This window comes from Pseudomonas monteilii (assembly GCA_001534745.1).
GTDB lineage: Bacteria > Pseudomonadota > Gammaproteobacteria > Pseudomonadales > Pseudomonadaceae > Aquipseudomonas > Aquipseudomonas alabamensis.
The window spans coordinates 1,615,359-1,631,744 of sequence record CP013997.1; the positions used below are offsets into that span (position 1 = coordinate 1,615,359).

The following is a 16,386-nucleotide window of genomic DNA, read 5'->3' on the forward strand; positions in this document are numbered from 1 at the left end:
GCAAGCCCGCTCCCACAAGCTGCTTGCGCAGCCATGCCTACACCGACGGCTGCAGAGGTCTGGGTGGGAGCTGGCTTGCCAGCGATAGGGCCCTGTCGGGCACCGCCTGCGTTGCGGGGAAGGCCACATATCAGCCATGCGGTCGGGCATGTACCCAGTAGAAAAAGACAGTTGCTCTCACATGGAAGTGCATCGGTCTGTCAGCCCCGTAATGCAGCCCAATCCATGCGATCCCTACCGGTGCACCGGACCGGCCGTGATTCGGCCCCAGGGCGTGTGAAGCCAGGCATCCCTCTTCGAACGACCTCCCCATGCAGATCACTGCGCCGTGTGGCTTAAGGCCGCCGCCTGCTGCACGCGCACGCCTGCACCACCTCATTCCACATTGGCACTCACTCTTCCAGAGGCCCGCAATGACCATGACATCCCACATGCCCCTCACGGGTGCAAAAGGTGGCGCCAGCAAACCCAAGACCCCGGTCGAAGCACCCGACAGCCTGCAGTCCACCAACATCGCCAAGCTGCTGCTGGCAGTGGGCGAGGGCGAATTCGACGGCATCCCGACCGACCAGGACATCTACCTCGACAACACCCCGATCCGAGACGCCAATGGCGCGCTCAACTTTCCGGGCGTGAAGTGGGAGTGGCGCCCTGGTACACCGGAGCAGGACTACATCCAAGGCATTCCGGCCGTGGAAAACGAAACCTCCGTCGGGGTCGAGCTGCGCAGCGACACCCCCTTCACGCGTGCCTTGACCGATCTTCAGCTGTCGGCGGTGCGCGTCCGCATGGCCTGGCCGCGCCTGCTCAGCCAGGACAGCAACGGCAATACCAATGGCTACCGCATCGAGTACGCCATCGACATCGCTACCGACGGTGGCACCTATGTCGAGGCGCACCGTGGCGCGGTCGACGGCAAGACCAACAACGGCTACCAGCGCTCGGTCCGGGTCAACCTGCCAACTGCTAACAGCGGTTGGACGATGCGCGTACGCCGGCTGACGCCCAACGCCGACAAAGGCGCGATCGCCGACACCATGACGATCGCCGGCTACACGGAGATCATCGACCAGAAGCTGCGCTACCCCAACACCGCACTACTCTACATCGAGTTCGATGCGCAACAGTTCCAGAACATTCCGGCCGTCACCGTCGACTGCAAGGGGCGACGCTGGCCGGTGCCCAGCAATTACGACCCCGTGACCCGCCGTTATGACGGCGTCTGGGACGGCAGCTTCAAGCACGCCTGGACCAACAACCCGGCCTTCGTCACCTACGGCCTGTGCGTCGAGGACCGCTTCGGCCTTGGCAAGCGCATCAAGCCGTGGATGGTCGACAAGTGGGAGATGTACCGGATCGCCCAGTTCTGCGACCAGGCGGTGCCAGATGGCAAGGGCGGGGAAGAACCGCGCTTTCTGTGCGACATGAACCTGCAAGGCCGCGCCGAGGCCTGGACGCTGTTGCGCGACCTGTCGGCCATCTACCGTGGCATGGTGTACTGGGCCCATGGCGCGCTGTTCATGCAGGCGGACATGCCACGGGCCCAGGACATCGACTACGTGTTCACCCGCGCCAACGTCATCGACGGCGATTTCGTCTACGGCGGTGCCGAGCGCAACACCCACTACAGCCGGGCACTGGTCAGCTACGACAACCCCGCCAACAATTACGACACCGATGTGATCCCGGTGACCGACCTGGCGCTGCAGCGTCGCTATCGCGACCGGCCGGTCGAGATTTCCGCCATCGGCTGTACCCGTGCCTCGGAGGCGCAACGTCGCGGCAAGTGGGCCCTGCTGAGTAACGACCAGGACCGCACCGTCACCTTCAAGACCGGCCTGGAAGGGCGCATCCCGTTGCCCGGCTTCGTCATCCCGGTGGCGGACGAACTGGTCGCCGGCCGGCCCAACGGCGGGCGTATCGCCGCCGCCGAAGGGCGCGTGGTGACCCTGGACCGCGACACGCCAATCAAAGCCGGTGATCGTCTGGTGGTCAACCTGCCCAACGGCACCGCCCAGGCACGCACCGTGGCCGCGGTCACCGGCCGTGCGGTGACCGTCACCACCGCCTATGCCGTGCAGCCCGAGCCACAGCTGCAGTGGGCGATCGACTATGACGACCTGGCCATCCAGCTGTTCCGGGTGCTCAAGACTACCCGCACCGAGGACGGCCACTACGCCATCACCGCCCTCGAGTTCAACCCGAGCAAGTTCGCCGCCATCGACAACGGCGCCAAGCTCGACGAGCGCCCGATCAGCGTGCTGCCCAGCGGCACCGTGCAACCCCCGGCGCAGCTCACGCTGTCGTCCAGCTACCGGATCGACCAGGGCATCGCGGTCAGCACCCTGACCCTCGAGTGGTCGGCCGTGGAAGGCGCGGCCGGCTACGACGTGGAATGGCGCAGGGACAACGGCAACTGGATCCGCCTGCCGCGCACCGGCATGACCTCGGTCGACGTGCCAGGCATCTACGCAGGCGCCTACCTGGCACGCGTGCGTGCGATCAGCGCGTTCGAGCTGGCCTCGTCCTGGACGCATTCGGCGCTGACCTCGCTCAAGGGCAAGGAAGGCGCGCCACCTGCCCTCACGCGCCTGACGACGGAGAGCCTGATCTTCGGGATTGGGTTGACGTGGGGCTTCCCGGCAGGGGCAGGGGACACCCAGCGCACCGAGCTGTGGTACAGCGAGGGGACGGACCTGGACAAGGCTACCAAGCTGGCTGACCTGGCGTATCCGCAGGATCGGCACACCTTGCAGGGCCTTCGCGCCGGGCAGCGGTTCTACTTCTGGGCGCGGTTGGTCGACAAGTCGGGGAATGTGGGGGTGTGGTTCCCGAGCGGCACCACGTTGGTGACCGGCGTGTCGAGTGCGGATGCTGGGCCGATCCTCGAGCAGATCCAGGGCCAGGTGACCGAGAGCGCCATAGGCCAGAAGCTCAACGAGCGGATCGACCTGGTCGACGGTACCGGCCCCGGGTCGGTGACCGAGCGCGTCACCACCGCCTCGAACGCCATCAAGGCCGACGTCAACAAGCAGCTCATCCAGGTCAACAGCACGATCGACGGCGTGCGTTCGAACTTGCAAGGCCAGATCACGGCCGTGGACGGTCGAGTGACCACCGCACGCGACGACCTGCAGAAGCAGATCAGCGAAGTCTCCTCGATTGCCGGGGCGCTGCCCTACAACAAGACCAAGACCTACGCCCTGGACCAGGCGGTGCTCGGCGCCAACGGCAAGCTGTACCAGGCCAAGAAGGCGGTACCGGTCAACATGGCGCCGCCGAACACCGACTACTGGGAAGACGTGGGCCAGTCCGTGCGCACCGCCAACGGTACAGCCAGTGCCGTCAGCAAGTTGCAGATGGATGTCACGACCCTGGGCGACACGGTCACGGCCACGTCGAGCAAGGTCGATGGTTTCCAGGCCAGCATCAACACCGCCAACAGCAACGCCAGCGCTGCCCAGGGCGCCGCGCAGGCTGCGAACGACCTGGCAGGCGGCAAGGGCAAGGTCATCGTCCAGAACGCAGCGCCGGCGGGTGCGGATCGCCTCCCGCAAAACTTGTGGATCGACACGACCAGCGGGGCCAACGCGCCCAAGCGCTGGAATGGCTCTGCCTGGGTTTCGGTCAGCGACAAGGTGGCCACCGATGCGGCCGCAGCAGCCCAAAGCGCCCTGAACCAAGTGGGCAGCAAGGCCGACGCCAGCGCGGTCAACTCGCTGAAGCTGACGGTCGAGCAGCAGGGCCGTGATCTGACGTCCCAGGGCAGCACCCTGAACGGCCTGCAGACCGCGATCGACGGCAAGGCCAGCTCGCAAGCCCTGACCCAGCTGACGAGTCGGGTCAAGCTGACCGAGGACAAGAACGGCCTGCAGGACGACACCCTGAAGTCGCAGAGCGAGTCGCTGACCACGCTCAAGGACACCGTCAGCAAGAAGGCTGAGGCCTCGACCGTCACCCAGCTGGCCAACGACGTGAAGACGCAGGGCAACACCTTGTCGGCGCAGGGTTCGTCCCTGACCAGGATCGAGGCAGGACTGCCGCTTCTCGGCGGCGAGAACCTGCTGGCCAACAGTTCGTTCGAGGAGGAGGCCAGCGGCGGCAGGCCAAAGCACTGGAACATTACCGGCAGCGCAGCGCGTGCACTGGTGCCGTCGGCGCTCACAAGCAGCACCATTGCTGCGCGCATCTCTGGTACGCCAGCGGCCGGCGCTTACATCGAGATCGTCTCGAGTTCGGTCGATGGCAGACCTAACGTCAAGGTCACTGGAGGGTCGACTTACACGCTGACCGTCTACGCGCGGGGCAGCGGCCGGATGCGCATGTACCTCCAGTTCCTGGACGCCTCGACCGGCGTCTTGAGCGCGCCATCGACGGAAGAGGGCTTCGTGCTCTCCGATACCTTCGTCCGCTACGCGCTGACCGGGACTGCGCCGGCAGCCGCAACGCAGGTCAACGTCTACGCCTGCCGAGTGTTCAACACCGGCGCTGCCGGGACGACTGTCTGGGCCGAGGTCGACAACGCCCAGCTGCAGGAGGGCACCATCGCCACGGCCTACCAGCCATCTGTCGTCGCAGCTGGCGACACGGCGGCACAAGCGACCACAGCGCTGGCCGCGCGCGTGGAGAAGACCGAACAGGGGCTGACCTCTGCCAGCCAGCAGACCACGCAACTCAGCAACAGCCTCAGCACCACCAATGGCAATGTGGATAAAGCGCAGAAGGCCGCCCAAGACGCCTACAGCCTGGCGGATGCCAAGGGCAAGGTGATCGTGCAGAACTCCGTGCCCTCAGCGATCAACCAGCAGATCCAGAACCTGTGGATCGACACGACAGGAGGTGGAAACACGCCGAAGCGTTGGAATGGCTCGGCCTGGGCAGCCGTAACCGACAAGGTTGCCACCGACGCGGCGGCAGCCGCGCAGAAGGCCCTGAACCAGTTGGGCGACAAGGCTGACGCCAGTGCGCTGTCCAGTCTGGGCAGCACGGTTGAGCAGCAAGGCCGCGACCTGACCGCTGCTGGCCGGTCCGTCACTGAACTGACTGCATCCATCGGCAATGTCGGCAGCGAGAACCTGCTGTACAACCCATCGCTCGAGGCGCCTCATCCTAGTCGTGCGGGTCTGGCAGCTGGATGGGACCTGGGCAATGCTTTGGCAAACCTCGCGTACTCCCTGGTGGCTTCCACACTGGACCCAGCAGGCAACGCAATCCGCCTGGACCTCACCATCAACGGCGGGTCGAGCTACGTGGACCTGGCGCCCGACCGAGCCTACTGGCCGGCGGTACCGGGCGGGCAGGCCATGGCCATGTCCGGGTACTTCCGCGCCACAGCTGGCATGATCGCGCAGCTGTACGTGCAATGGTTCGATGCCGCTGGTGCGAACATCAGGACAGATGGGGCAGCGTCCACCGCGGCGAATGGGAACTGGCAACGTATCACTCTCGCAACCGCTGCATCGCCGATGGGCGCAGTCAAGGCACGCACCATCTGCCGTATCAGGGGGCCATTCAATGGCGATACGGTGTCCGGATTCTGCGAGTGGGACCGCATGCAGTTCGAAGTGGGCGACCGGGTATCAGGCTGGCGCGATAACGGGCAGGTGAATGCAGCACAGGCGGCCGCCAATGCCTCGGCGACCACTGCGCTGACTTCGCGGGTCACCAAGACCGAGGAGTCGCTAACCAGTCAGAGCGTGGATATCACGCAGCTCAAGAACACCCTGAGCTCTGGCAATTTCGTTGCCGGTAGAGCATGGGAGATGCTCAACGACAATCTGGGATGGTACGCCACGGCAGCTGACGCCACGCTGACGCCGGGACCGCTCTTTTCAACGATGCGGGGCGGCAATAGCAACCTTCAGGTGAACATCAATCCTGCGAAGTTCTCCGGCGCAGAGAACCCCATCGTCAGGTTCCGCATGCGGCGTAGAAACACGACGCGTGTGGGTTGCCGCTTGTATTGGGCGAACGAGGATGGGGGGTTGGCCGAGACGCGCATGATGCCCTTTGACGTCGACGTGAGCAAAAGCGATTGGCAGGAGATCGAGATCGACCTGTCAGGCAATTCAGCCTGGGTGGGCAAGACCGGCATTTACGCGCTGCGCCTGGACATGACGACCACCAGCGACACTAAGGCTGAAGTCGACATTGCCTATGTCGCCGCTGGTCGCAAGTCTGTGGCGGCATCCTCCCAGGTTGTCGCGTTGCTCGGCTCTGTTGTTTCGCAGCAGGGTAGGGATATCGAAAGCACGGGCAGGCAGACCGTGGAGCTGCAAAACAGCCTGACCACTACCGACGGCAACGTGACGAAGGCACAGACGGCTGCTGATGCCGCCAGCAAACTCGCGGGCGGCAAGGGCAAGGTCATTGTCCAGAGTGGCGCACCCGGGGCAGATGATCGCCTGCCACAGAACCTGTGGATCGACATCACGGGCGAGGCCAACACCCCCAAGCGTTGGAATGGCTCGGCCTGGGCCGCCGTAACCGACAAGGTGGCTACCGATGCGGCGGCAGCGGCCCAGAATGCCCTGAATCAACTGGGCAGCAAGGCCGACGCCAAAGCGCTCACCGACCTCACGACGCGGGTCAAGGACACGGAGGACGGACTCTCCACCCAGGCCAGCCAGCTGACAGTGCTGGGCTCTTCAATTGGCAGTGCGCAGCCGTTTGTGGCCGGCGTTTCCTGGGAGTTCATCAACTCTGTACGCGGCTGGGTCGCGAATGCTGCTGACGGAACCATTACTGCGGGCCCAGCGTTTGCCACGATCAAAAAACCGACGAACCTCCAGGCGACCAACACGTTCGGGAAGATCGTCGGAGCCGAGAACCCTTACCTGCGCATCCGTCTTCGTCGTCGCAACACCACGCGAGATCGGGCCGCCATGTACTGGGCAAACGAGGACGGCGGGCTGGCGGAGAACCGTCGTATCGACTTCTCGATCAGCCTGTCCTCGACCGACTGGCAGGACATCGAAGTGGACCTGTCGAGCAATACGCAGTGGGTGGGCAAGACGGGTATCTACGCCATTCGGCTGGACATGACCGGAAGCGCCAACACGGCCTGTGAGATCGACATTGCCTATATCGCGATCGGCCGGCGCTCGGCAGCGGCTTCGGCCCAGGCAGTTTCTCTGCTCGAAACCGCGGTAACCCAGCAAGGAGGCGACCTGAAGCTTACTGCTGACAGCGTGACCAAGCTGACGGGCGAGCTGGGCAAGACAAACGGCAATGTCACCGAAGAAGCAAGGCTCAGGGTAGAGGGCGACAAAGCTCAGGCCTCCAAGACCGACAAGGTGCAGACCAATCTGGACACCACCAACGGAACCGTCAAGACCGTGTCCGACGCGGTGGTCAAGTTGGACGGCAAGGTGAACACCAGCTTCTCCGTGCGCCTCCAGGCGTCGGCGGGCGGAACTCACTATGCGGCCGGGTTCGGCATTGGCCTGGACAACAACGCCGGCACGTTCCAGTCGAGCTTCGTGGTGAAGGCTGACCGGTTCGTGGTGATGAACCCGGTGGGTGAGGGCCTGATCACGCCTTTTGCAATCCAGAACGGCCAGGTGTTCATCAACGACGCGCTGATCTCGAACCTGGCGGTGCAGCGTGCGGTTGTGGGCAGCACGATCGGATCGCAGGCGCTTACATCCTACGGCGCCCCTCGCATGACCCTGAACTTCAATGGAGGAGAAATCATCATCCAAAACAATGCCAGGTCAGGTCGTTATATTCACATGCGGGAGGACGGCATATTTATGGTCAGTGATGGCATCATCGCTATTGAGTTGAGTCTTTAATTATGGCGGGTCTGGTAATTAGGCGTCCCGACACGGGCGCCACACTCATAAGCCTTGCTACCAGAATCACGAGATTTATGGGGTCTTTTGAAATATCCGGGGCCGGTAGATGGGCGATCCCCCCTAGTGAGGGTGTATTTTGGTTTTATGCTCGCCATCCTGGTTATTACACTGATCGCGGGTATGGAACAAAGCTTATACTAGATGGGCAATCGTTGTATTGGGAGAATATGCCACCTAATACGATTATCCTTTGGGGGTACTACTAATGGCACGAGCCAGGATTAGGAATGGCAACAAGGTTCTGCTTGTTGATGAGAGTTATGCCAACCTGGCTTTACGCGAGTATAAGGTGGTAACCACGGGGGCGGAAAATCATCAGTTCTTTTCAACTGTGGATGTAACCTTTAATAATGATCAAAGCGTACTCGCGATTAGATCCAGTAGCGATGTAGCCATATACAGCGTTAGATATACTCCTGGGTTCGTCACATATAGTATAATTGCAGTGCGAGGTTATGCAACAATAGAGTGTTGGAACTTTGATCTAGCTAAATATGGTGCCTACGGCAATCTTGATTGGCCAAAGTTAATTATTAGAAAACCTGGCACTGGTGAAGTCGCATTTGATTCAAGAATGCGGTATATGAAAGTGATAAATTTTCAGTACACTAATAGTGAGAGCGATCAGGCGGCTGTGAATACTTCATATCCGGGTACACTGCCAGCAGTAGTAATCGCATCGCAGCCATGGATATTCAACTCGGAGCGAATTGGTATTCCCAACCCCCACAGCACAATAGTTTCTCAAGGATTGGGGTTTGTTAGAATGAATTCTACGACGGTTACGATAACTCCATTGGCGATATTTAATGACTTTGTAGACCAAAATGAAGGAAATGTTCACCCATCTACCGCAATGCCAGACGGTTACTGGATGACCCTAGACGTTTCTAATTTGCTGTAACCACCAACCAGGAAGTTTAAAAATGCCTTATATCGCAATCAACGCTACCAACAGCTACGACGCAGCCAACTCGACCCGCTACGCCACCCAGGAGGAAGCTGACGCCCGCGCTCGCGAGATCCTGAGTCAGTTCCCAAGGGCCCAAGTCTTCACCGCTCAGGTGCTCAAGGAGTACACGGTCAAGGTGTCGATCACGGCCAAGGAACCGGCCGAGCCCAAGCCGGAAGCCGAGGCGGAAGCTGACAACGCCGCCTGACGGCCCGCTGCACTCACCCAGCCCGCCCTGCGCGGGCTTTTTCATGCCTGGAGAAAACCCATGACCGCACGCGGTGTACGCAACAACAACCCCGGCAACATCGATTTCAACCCACGCAACGCCTGGGTCGGCCAGTTGGGCCTGGAGGAAGGCGTGGCCAACCCGCGCTTCGCCCGTTTCGACTCCCCCGAGAACGGCATCCGCGCCCTGGGCAAGCTGCTGGTCAACTACCGCGGCAAGGACGGCCTGCCCGGTGTCGGCGGGCCGGGCATCGACACGGTACTCGAAACCATCGCCCGCTGGGCGCCGAGCAACGAGAACGACACTCAGGCCTACGCTCAGGCCGTCGCCACGCGTCTCGGCGTGCCCCCTGCGGCGCCGATCAACATCCAGGATCCCGTCACCCTGCGCGGCATGGTGGTGGGCATCATCGTCCATGAGAACGGCGGTAACCCGTACCGGCCGGCGGTCATCGACGAAGGCGTAAGACGGGCGCTGGCATGATCTGGCCGTTACGGGCTGGTCTGCTGGCCCTGGTGCTGGCGTCCTGCTGGGGCGCCTATCGGCAGGGGCTTTCAGTAGCACGCACCGAGGCCCAGGCAGCCTGGGCGCAACGTGACAGCAGCGATCGCCTGGCCGAGACCGAGGGCCAGCACGATGCACGCCAGGAAGAACAACGCCGCGCCCAGGCGCAGGAGGAGGCGAGAGCCCATGCACACAAACACCACCAGGTGGCCGACGCTGGCGCTGCTGGCGCCGATGCTGCTGGCCAGCGGCTGCAGCACGACGCCGCCCAACTCGCCGCCAGCGTCCGTTGCCCCGGCACGGATCCCGCCGCTCTCGCCCGAGGCCAGGCAGCCACCCGCGCCGCTCTGGTGCTCTCCGACCTGCTCGCACGGGCTGATGCAAGAGCGGGAGAACTGGCGAACGCGTATGACCAGGCCCGAATAGCCGGGCTTCAATGCGCGCAGGAATATGACGGGCTGCGCGTGCCAGGGGCGCCTCGTTTCATCAACGAACAGGCCCATGAATAATGGCGTCATATTTATGTCGAAGGCTGCCTTCAGCTTCCCACTATCAGCCTTAACGTATTGTTATAAAAAGAAAGTAGCATTTTGCTATCTGATCGCTACAATGCGCCCCGGCCAAACCATGGCCAGGCCAATGAAGGCGCACAGGAGCGAGTGTCGATGTTTCGGAAGATGATGGGGACAATGGTCGTTGCAGCGATGATCGGCGTTCAGGGTTGCGCCAGTATCGTGGGTGAATCGCGCTATCCGGTGGTGGTGTCCAGTGCACCCCCGGGCGCGGCGTTCGAGATCACTGACAAGAACGGCACCGTGGTGCACACCGGCAACACGCCGAGCACGGTCACGCTCAAGTCCGGCAAGGGCTATTTCACCGGCCAGACCTACACGCTTCGTTTCAAGAAAGACGGCTACCCGGACAGGACCGTCGAACTCGATTCCAGCCTGAGTGGCTGGTACTGGGGCAACATCCTGGTCGGGGGGCTGATCGGCATGCTGATCGTCGACCCATTGACCGGCGCCATGTACAAACTGCCGGAATACGCTTCGGCGGACATGGGTCAGCCTCTGGTGAACGCCAAGCCGGACACGCTCAAGGTGGGTGTGATCGATGACCTCAGTGCCGCTCAGCGTGAGCAATTGGTACCTGTCCAGTAAGGAATGCGTCGCGCCACCTGCAGGCGCCGTACCGTTAGGATCCACGCTGGTCAGACAGACCGATGCAAGCCCCTGGTGCGGGGCTTGCCCGCGATACAGGCAGTAGCGGGCCGGACGCTATCGCAGGCAAGCCCGCTCTCACGGGCCTGTGACAGCGATGAAGCCTTCAGATGGCGCCGTCGCCCGGGTTCGGCCCGTCCCTGTCATCCACGTCGTACTTGCGCGTATTCGGGTCACGCGTGTTCTCGGCCGGGTGCCGCGAATCGACCGTAGGGTCGACATGGGTTTCGGAATTGGGGTCGAACCCGGTTTCATTGTCGGTCGCGCCTGCCTTACCTTTTTGCGAAATGTTGCCGGGTGCGTTGGGGTTGATGTCCATGACGGCCTCCAGTGAACAGCGCAGGGGGATCCGCGCGTTCAACTTTGAGCCAGGCTCAGCGGTTAAGTGCCCTTGCGTTGATCGACGGTGGGCGTGGGGCAATGCCGGTCGACGGCTCGACGGCCATGCTTTTTCAGCCCCTTTGGCAGCGCGACGCAAGAATGACTGACGGCACCCGTCCATCGGTTTTGTCTCTATCTTGCTTCCGCTTTTCCTCGCCCGGCGTAGGGCATTTCCCAAAGATCGTCCCAGCGGCCCATTTGCATTGTGCAGCCGGCTGGCGCTGCCTAGGCTTCGTTCCACCCAGCTCCTTGGGAACATCGATCACTGGAACGCGAAGAGGCACACCATGGCCGTCAGGTTGGACTTTCACACCACAGACCCCGAACAGATCGCATTGGCCAAACGCTATTGGGCGATGGACGAGGAGGGCCTGTTCCTGGAGCGGGTACGCGACCTGCTGCCGTTTCGCGAGGTGACCCAGGCCGGTAGCCTTGCGGCCTACCTGCGTACGTTCTGCGAGGTCTATGACGAAAACCAGGCATGCCCCCGCTGCGAAGGGCCTGTGCGCATCAAAGGGCGCAGCGAGGCACGCCGGACGTATCAGCCTGCCCGCACGGCCTGCCCCGATTGCCAGGCACGTGAGCACCTCGCGCGCCTTCAGCGCGAAGCCGAGGAGCGCGCTGTCCTGACCCAGAAGCTGGCCCCTTACCTCAAACATCTGCAGACCCATACCGTGTGCTACGCCGAACTGCCGGACGATGCGGTCCTAGTCCTCCAGGCCATCCGCGCCCTGGTCGGTCCACGCTTGAGCCAGGGGACATTCACCCGCACGGACTGCAGCGAGTTGACTGCCCTGGGCGCGGATGACTTCATCGATCGGTTGTGCGAACAGGGTGTGCTGCTGGACGATCCCACGGTCATGCCAGGCGCCTACTTCCTGAAAGGGGACCAGGTGTGGGTCAAGAAGCACCAGGCGCGCTATCGACTGTCGCCCGATGCTGACCTGGGCCGCTCCGAGCAGGCGCTCGACGTTCTGATGGAGCGCGCCCTGTGCGACACGCAGGCGCTGACACGTCTGTGGCTGGATTACGCCACCCAGGATGTCCTGCGCTACCTGCAAGGGCAGTGCGACCTGCACAACCTGGTGCCGGAGCCTGAGCATGTCGGCAAACTGGTCGGCACGATCCGTCAGGCGCTGCACACCTACAGCGTTGCCCAGGTCTGGGCCATGAGCTGGAAAATCGTGCGTGATGCCGCGGCACTGGCCAGTCGCAGCTACTACAACTTCGCCAAGGCTGCGGCGACATTGCCGGGCAAGCTCCGCAAGCAACTGGAGCTTGCCGAGTCCAGCCAGACACTGCGTAACGAATGGTCACGACCGGAGCCGCACATTGCGGGCGCCTTGGGCATGGTGTTCCTGGCGCGCTTCGACATCGACGAATACAGCACGGGGGATCAGGTCCTGGCGCTGTTCGCCCGGCTGGGTCAGCGTGCGGAGCCCGAGGCCCGGTTGCAGGCCTTGGCCACTCAGTTCGTCACCACCAGCCTGGCGCGTGCCACCGTACCCGCTGCCTTGCAGGCATTCGCCGAGCATATCCGGGCAGGCCTGGGGGTGGAGGAGGCGCTTACACAGGCCATGCAGCGTCAACCTGACGTGTTTGGCTGACGCGGCAGGCGTACCGGCTTCAGGCCTGCGGCCACTCGAAGACGAACGTGGTCCAGCCGGCCTCGCAGTGCACCCGGATGCATCCGCCATGGGCCTGGACGATGGAACGGGTGATGGCCAGGCCCAGTCCGGCGTGCTCCTGCTGGCCCTCCCGGCGCGCCGGATCGACGCGGTAGAAGCGATCGAACACACGCGGCAGCCGATCGGCCGGGATCGCCGGGCCGATGTTGGCGATGCGTACGCGTGACAGGCCGTCGAGGCTGTCCACCGTCACCACGATCTGCCCTTGGGCAGGCGTGAAGCGCAGGGCATTGTCGAGCACGTTGGAGAATGCCCGGCGCAGCATGTGCCGATCGCCCGCCATGTCGCCGCGGCCGACCCGTCGCAGCTCGACCCCGCGCTCCTCGGCCAGGGGGGCGTAGAACTCCAGCAGCGCATCCAGCTCCTCGTGCAGCGCCAGTGGCTGACGCTGGGGCAGCAGCAGGCCATGGTCCGACTTGGCCAGGTACAGCAGGTCGTTGACCAGTTGCGCCATCCATTGCAGCTCTTCCAGGTTGCCGTGCAGCGCCTCGCGGTAGGTTTCCAGGGACCGTGGCCGTGACAGCGTGACCTGGGTGTGGGTCAGCAGGTTCGACAGGGGGGTGCGCAGTTCGTGGGCGATGTCGGCGGAGAACCCGGACAGGCGCTCGAACGCGTCTTCCAGGCGCTCCAGCATGGCGTTCACCGCCTCGGCCAGGCGAGCCAGCTCCTCGGGCATGTGCGCCACCGGCAGGCGTGTGGTCAGCGAGTGGGCCGAGACCCCCGCGGCGATCCGCCCGATCTGGCGCAGGGGTCGCAACCCCCGGCGCACGGCCCAGGCGCCCAGCAATGCCGTGGCCAGCGCGGACAGCCCGACCGTGAGCCAGATCAGGCGCTGCATGTGCTGCAGAAAGTGCTGGTGGTGCGTGATGTCCAGCAACAGGGCCACCCGGGGCGACCCCGCGTCGACAGGACGCAAGGGCGCGGCGAGGCTGCGGTAGTCGATACCGTCGGCATGCAGGGTCGTCAGGCCCGCGTCTGCTGGCGTGGCGGGCAGGTCAGGGCGGCTGTCGAACCACGGTGTGCCATCGCTGGCCTGGATGCGCAGGGCCAGTTCCGCCGGATGCCCCAGGTCCTGGCGCAGCGCCGGCAGGTAGTCGGCAAGGTCTTCGGGCCGTTGCACGTTCGCCAGGCGGGTGATGATCGCCGTGAGGCGAGGGGACAGCCACTGCTGGTCCAGCTCGATGAAGTGCTGTTCGCTGGCCCGGCTGAACAGCACGCCGGCCGTCAGCGACACCAGCGCGGTACAGGCGGCGAACAGCACGGCCAGGCGGCTGCCGAGGGACAGTCGATGGATCAAGACGCGCGCGCCTCCAGCACGTAGCCCATGCCGCGCACGGTGTGGATCAACTTGTGCGCGTGCGGATCGTCGACCTTGGCACGCAGACGCCGGATCGCCACTTCCACCAGATTGGTGTCGCTGTCGAAGTTCATGTCCCAGACCAGCGAGGCGATCAGCGACTTGGGCAGTACCTCGCCGTGACGACGCAGCAGCAGTTCGAGCAGCGCGAATTCCTTGGCGGTCAGCTCGATCCGCAGGCCTCCGCGCTCGACACGGCGGCGGATCAGGTCCAGGCGCAGGTCGGCCAGGCCCAGGAAGGGTTCCTGGGTCGGCGCGCTGCCGCGCCTGAGCAGGGTGCGCACCCGCGCCAGCAGTTCGGCGAAGGCGAACGGCTTGACCAGGTAGTCGTCGGCGCCCAGCTCCAGCCCGTGCACGCGGTCCTGCACCGCATCACGGGCGGTCAGGAACAGCACGGGCGTTTCCAGCCCGGCGGCGCGCACGGCCTGGAGGATTTGCCAGCCGTCACGCCCCGGCAGCATCACGTCGAGGATCAACAGGTCGTGTTCGCCGGTCAAGGCCAGGTGCAGGCCGGTGTCGCCGTCCTCTGCCAGGTCGGTGACGAAGCCCGCTTCGCTCAGGCCCTGGCGCAGGTAGTGGCCGGTCTTGGCCTGGTCTTCGACGACTAGCAGTCTCATGGCAACGCTCGTGGCAAGGGCGGTAGTTGGGGGCGGAGGGCAGCAGCCACACCTCCAGGCGGCAGGGCGTCATGATACGCCAGGCAGGGGTGGCCCGGTGTGAAGCTGACAATCTTGTAATGCAGCGGTCAGGTCCCTGCCAGCCCGACCTGTCAGACTGTCGCCATCCCTCGTTCTGGAGCGTTTCCGATGAAGTCCACGCTACTGGCCTGTGCGCTGACCCTGACCTGCACGGCGGCCATCGCCGACCCGGCGCACACCTACGCATTCGGCGAACCGGGCGACCCGGCCAAGGCCGACCGTACGGTCGAGGTGCTGCTCAAGGACATCGCGTTCGAGCCCGATCGGTTGCAGGTCAAGGCCGGCGAGACGGTCCGCTTCGTGCTGGTCAACCAAGGACAACTGCCCCATGAGTTCAATCTGGGCGACAAGGCTATGCATGTCGAGCACCAGAAGCAGATGCTGGCAATGGCAGGCCATGTGCACGGCGGCACGGCGCACGATCACGACACCGCCAACACGGTGCTGGTCATGCCGGGCAAGCGCGCCGAGCTGACCTGGACGTTCCGTGGCTCGGCCCCGATCGAGTTCGCCTGCAACGTGCCTGGGCACTACCAGGCGGGCATGGTGGGGCCCGTGACCATCGAGTGACGGCAGGTGCCAGCGTTGGGGGAAAACCCGGTAGAATGGCGCATTTCGATTGACCAGGTCAGAACCATGCATCCCGCTGCCGAACATTCCCCGCTAGGCAAAGCCAGCGAGTACATCTCGACGTACACCCCGTCGCTGCTGTTCCCGATTCCCCGTGAGGCCAAGTGGTCCGAACTGGGCGTCACCGCGCAGACCCTGCCGTGGCAGGGCGTCGACTACTGGAACTGCTTCGAGCTGTCCTGGCTGCTGCCGTCCGGCAAGCCGGTGGTGGCCATCGGCGAGTTCGCCGTTCCGGCCGACTCGCCGAACATCATCGAGTCCAAGTCCTTCAAGCTGTACCTGAATTCGCTGAACCAGACGGCCTTCGCCACCACGGCCGCCGTCCAGGCCTGCCTCGAACAGGACCTGTCCGACGTGGCCGGCAAGCCGGTGCAGGTACGCATTCGCAGCCTGGCGGACGTGGAGGCGCAGGGCTTGGTCGCGCTGCCGGGGCAGTGCATCGATGAGCTGGACCTGGAGGTCAGCGACTACAGCGAGCCACGGCCTTCGCTATTGCGCTGCGAACCGGGCGCCGCCGTGGAGGAGGTGCTGCACAGCCACCTGCTCAAGTCCAACTGTCCCGTGACCCATCAGCCGGACTGGGGCAGTGTGGTGGTGCAGTACCGCGCCGAGCGTCGCCTGGACCCGGCCAGTCTGCTGGCCTACCTGGTGAGCTTCCGTCAGCACTCGGATTTCCATGAGCAGTGCGTCGAGCGCATCTTCCTGGACCTTCAGCGTCTGCTCGCGCCGGCGTCGCTGACGGTCTATGCGCGCTATGTGCGCCGGGGCGGGCTGGACATCAACCCCTACCGCAGCACTGAAGCCCTGACGGTCGACAACGGGCGACTGGCCAGGCAGTGAGGGGCACGCTGGCCGGGCCGTGACCGAC

General features: G+C 63.8%; 11 protein-coding genes. 7 read left to right on the top strand and 4 right to left on the bottom strand.

Annotated elements, in window-relative coordinates; all coding sequences use genetic code 11:
- Window positions 1–431 precede the first annotated feature (431 nt).
- The 3 genes from APT63_07200 (at window position 432) to APT63_07210 (ending at window position 9,523) form a co-directional block, all read left to right on the top strand.
- Window positions 432–7,796 (top strand): hypothetical protein, encoded by a 7,365-nt coding sequence (locus tag APT63_07200; protein AMA45434.1) that lies wholly within the window; start codon window positions 432–434, stop codon window positions 7,794–7,796.
- A gap of 989 nt (window positions 7,797–8,785) precedes the next feature.
- A complete protein-coding gene (locus tag APT63_07205; GenBank protein ID AMA45435.1) occupies window positions 8,786–9,019 on the top strand; it encodes a hypothetical protein in 234 nt (77 codons plus the stop codon).
- Window positions 9,020–9,079: 60 nt separating this feature from the next.
- Window positions 9,080–9,523 (top strand): structural protein P5, encoded by a 444-nt coding sequence (locus APT63_07210; protein AMA45436.1) that lies wholly within the window; start codon window positions 9,080–9,082, stop codon window positions 9,521–9,523.
- Window positions 9,524–9,594: 71 nt separating this feature from the next.
- On the opposite strand, the gene APT63_07215 is transcribed toward APT63_07210, so the two are convergent.
- Window positions 9,595–10,047 carry a hypothetical protein gene (locus APT63_07215; GenBank protein ID AMA45437.1) on the bottom strand — a complete coding sequence of 151 codons (453 nt, stop codon included), beginning with the start codon at window positions 10,045–10,047 and terminating at the stop codon, window positions 9,595–9,597.
- A gap of 162 nt (window positions 10,048–10,209) precedes the next feature.
- Between APT63_07215 and APT63_07220 the strand changes: the two genes are divergently transcribed.
- Window positions 10,210–10,704, top strand: a complete 495-nt coding sequence (locus APT63_07220; protein AMA45438.1) for a hypothetical protein — start codon at window positions 10,210–10,212, stop codon at window positions 10,702–10,704.
- 166 nt (window positions 10,705–10,870) lie between these two features.
- Here the strand turns inward: APT63_07220 and APT63_07225 are convergent, their stop codons facing one another.
- Window positions 10,871–11,083 (bottom strand): hypothetical protein, encoded by a 213-nt coding sequence (locus APT63_07225; GenBank protein AMA45439.1) that lies wholly within the window; start codon window positions 11,081–11,083, stop codon window positions 10,871–10,873.
- A gap of 349 nt (window positions 11,084–11,432) precedes the next feature.
- Between APT63_07225 and APT63_07230 the strand changes: the two genes are divergently transcribed.
- Window positions 11,433–12,752 carry a hypothetical protein gene (locus APT63_07230; GenBank protein ID AMA45440.1) on the top strand — a complete coding sequence of 440 codons (1,320 nt, stop codon included), beginning with the start codon at window positions 11,433–11,435 and terminating at the stop codon, window positions 12,750–12,752.
- Window positions 12,753–12,771: 19 nt separating this feature from the next.
- On the opposite strand, the gene APT63_07235 is transcribed toward APT63_07230, so the two are convergent.
- Both APT63_07235 and APT63_07240 read right to left on the bottom strand, forming a co-directional pair.
- On the bottom strand, window positions 12,772–14,130 hold the full coding sequence (locus APT63_07235) for an ATPase (GenBank protein AMA45441.1): 1,359 nt from the start codon (window positions 14,128–14,130) through the stop codon (window positions 12,772–12,774).
- On the bottom strand, window positions 14,127–14,807 hold the full coding sequence (locus APT63_07240; protein ID AMA45442.1) for a two-component system response regulator: 681 nt from the start codon (window positions 14,805–14,807) through the stop codon (window positions 14,127–14,129). Before APT63_07240 ends, APT63_07235 begins: the two co-directional genes overlap by 4 nt.
- A 189-nt stretch (window positions 14,808–14,996) precedes the next feature.
- On the opposite strand from APT63_07240, the gene APT63_07245 reads away from it, so the two are divergent.
- On the top strand, window positions 14,997–15,458 hold the full coding sequence (locus APT63_07245) for a copper-binding protein (GenBank protein AMA45443.1): 462 nt from the start codon (window positions 14,997–14,999) through the stop codon (window positions 15,456–15,458).
- Window positions 15,459–15,524: 66 nt separating this feature from the next.
- The gene (locus APT63_07250; GenBank protein AMA45444.1) at window positions 15,525–16,358 is read left to right on the top strand and encodes a preQ(1) synthase; all 834 of its coding nucleotides are present in this window, start codon (window positions 15,525–15,527) and stop codon (window positions 16,356–16,358) included.
- Window positions 16,359–16,386 lie beyond the last annotated feature (28 nt).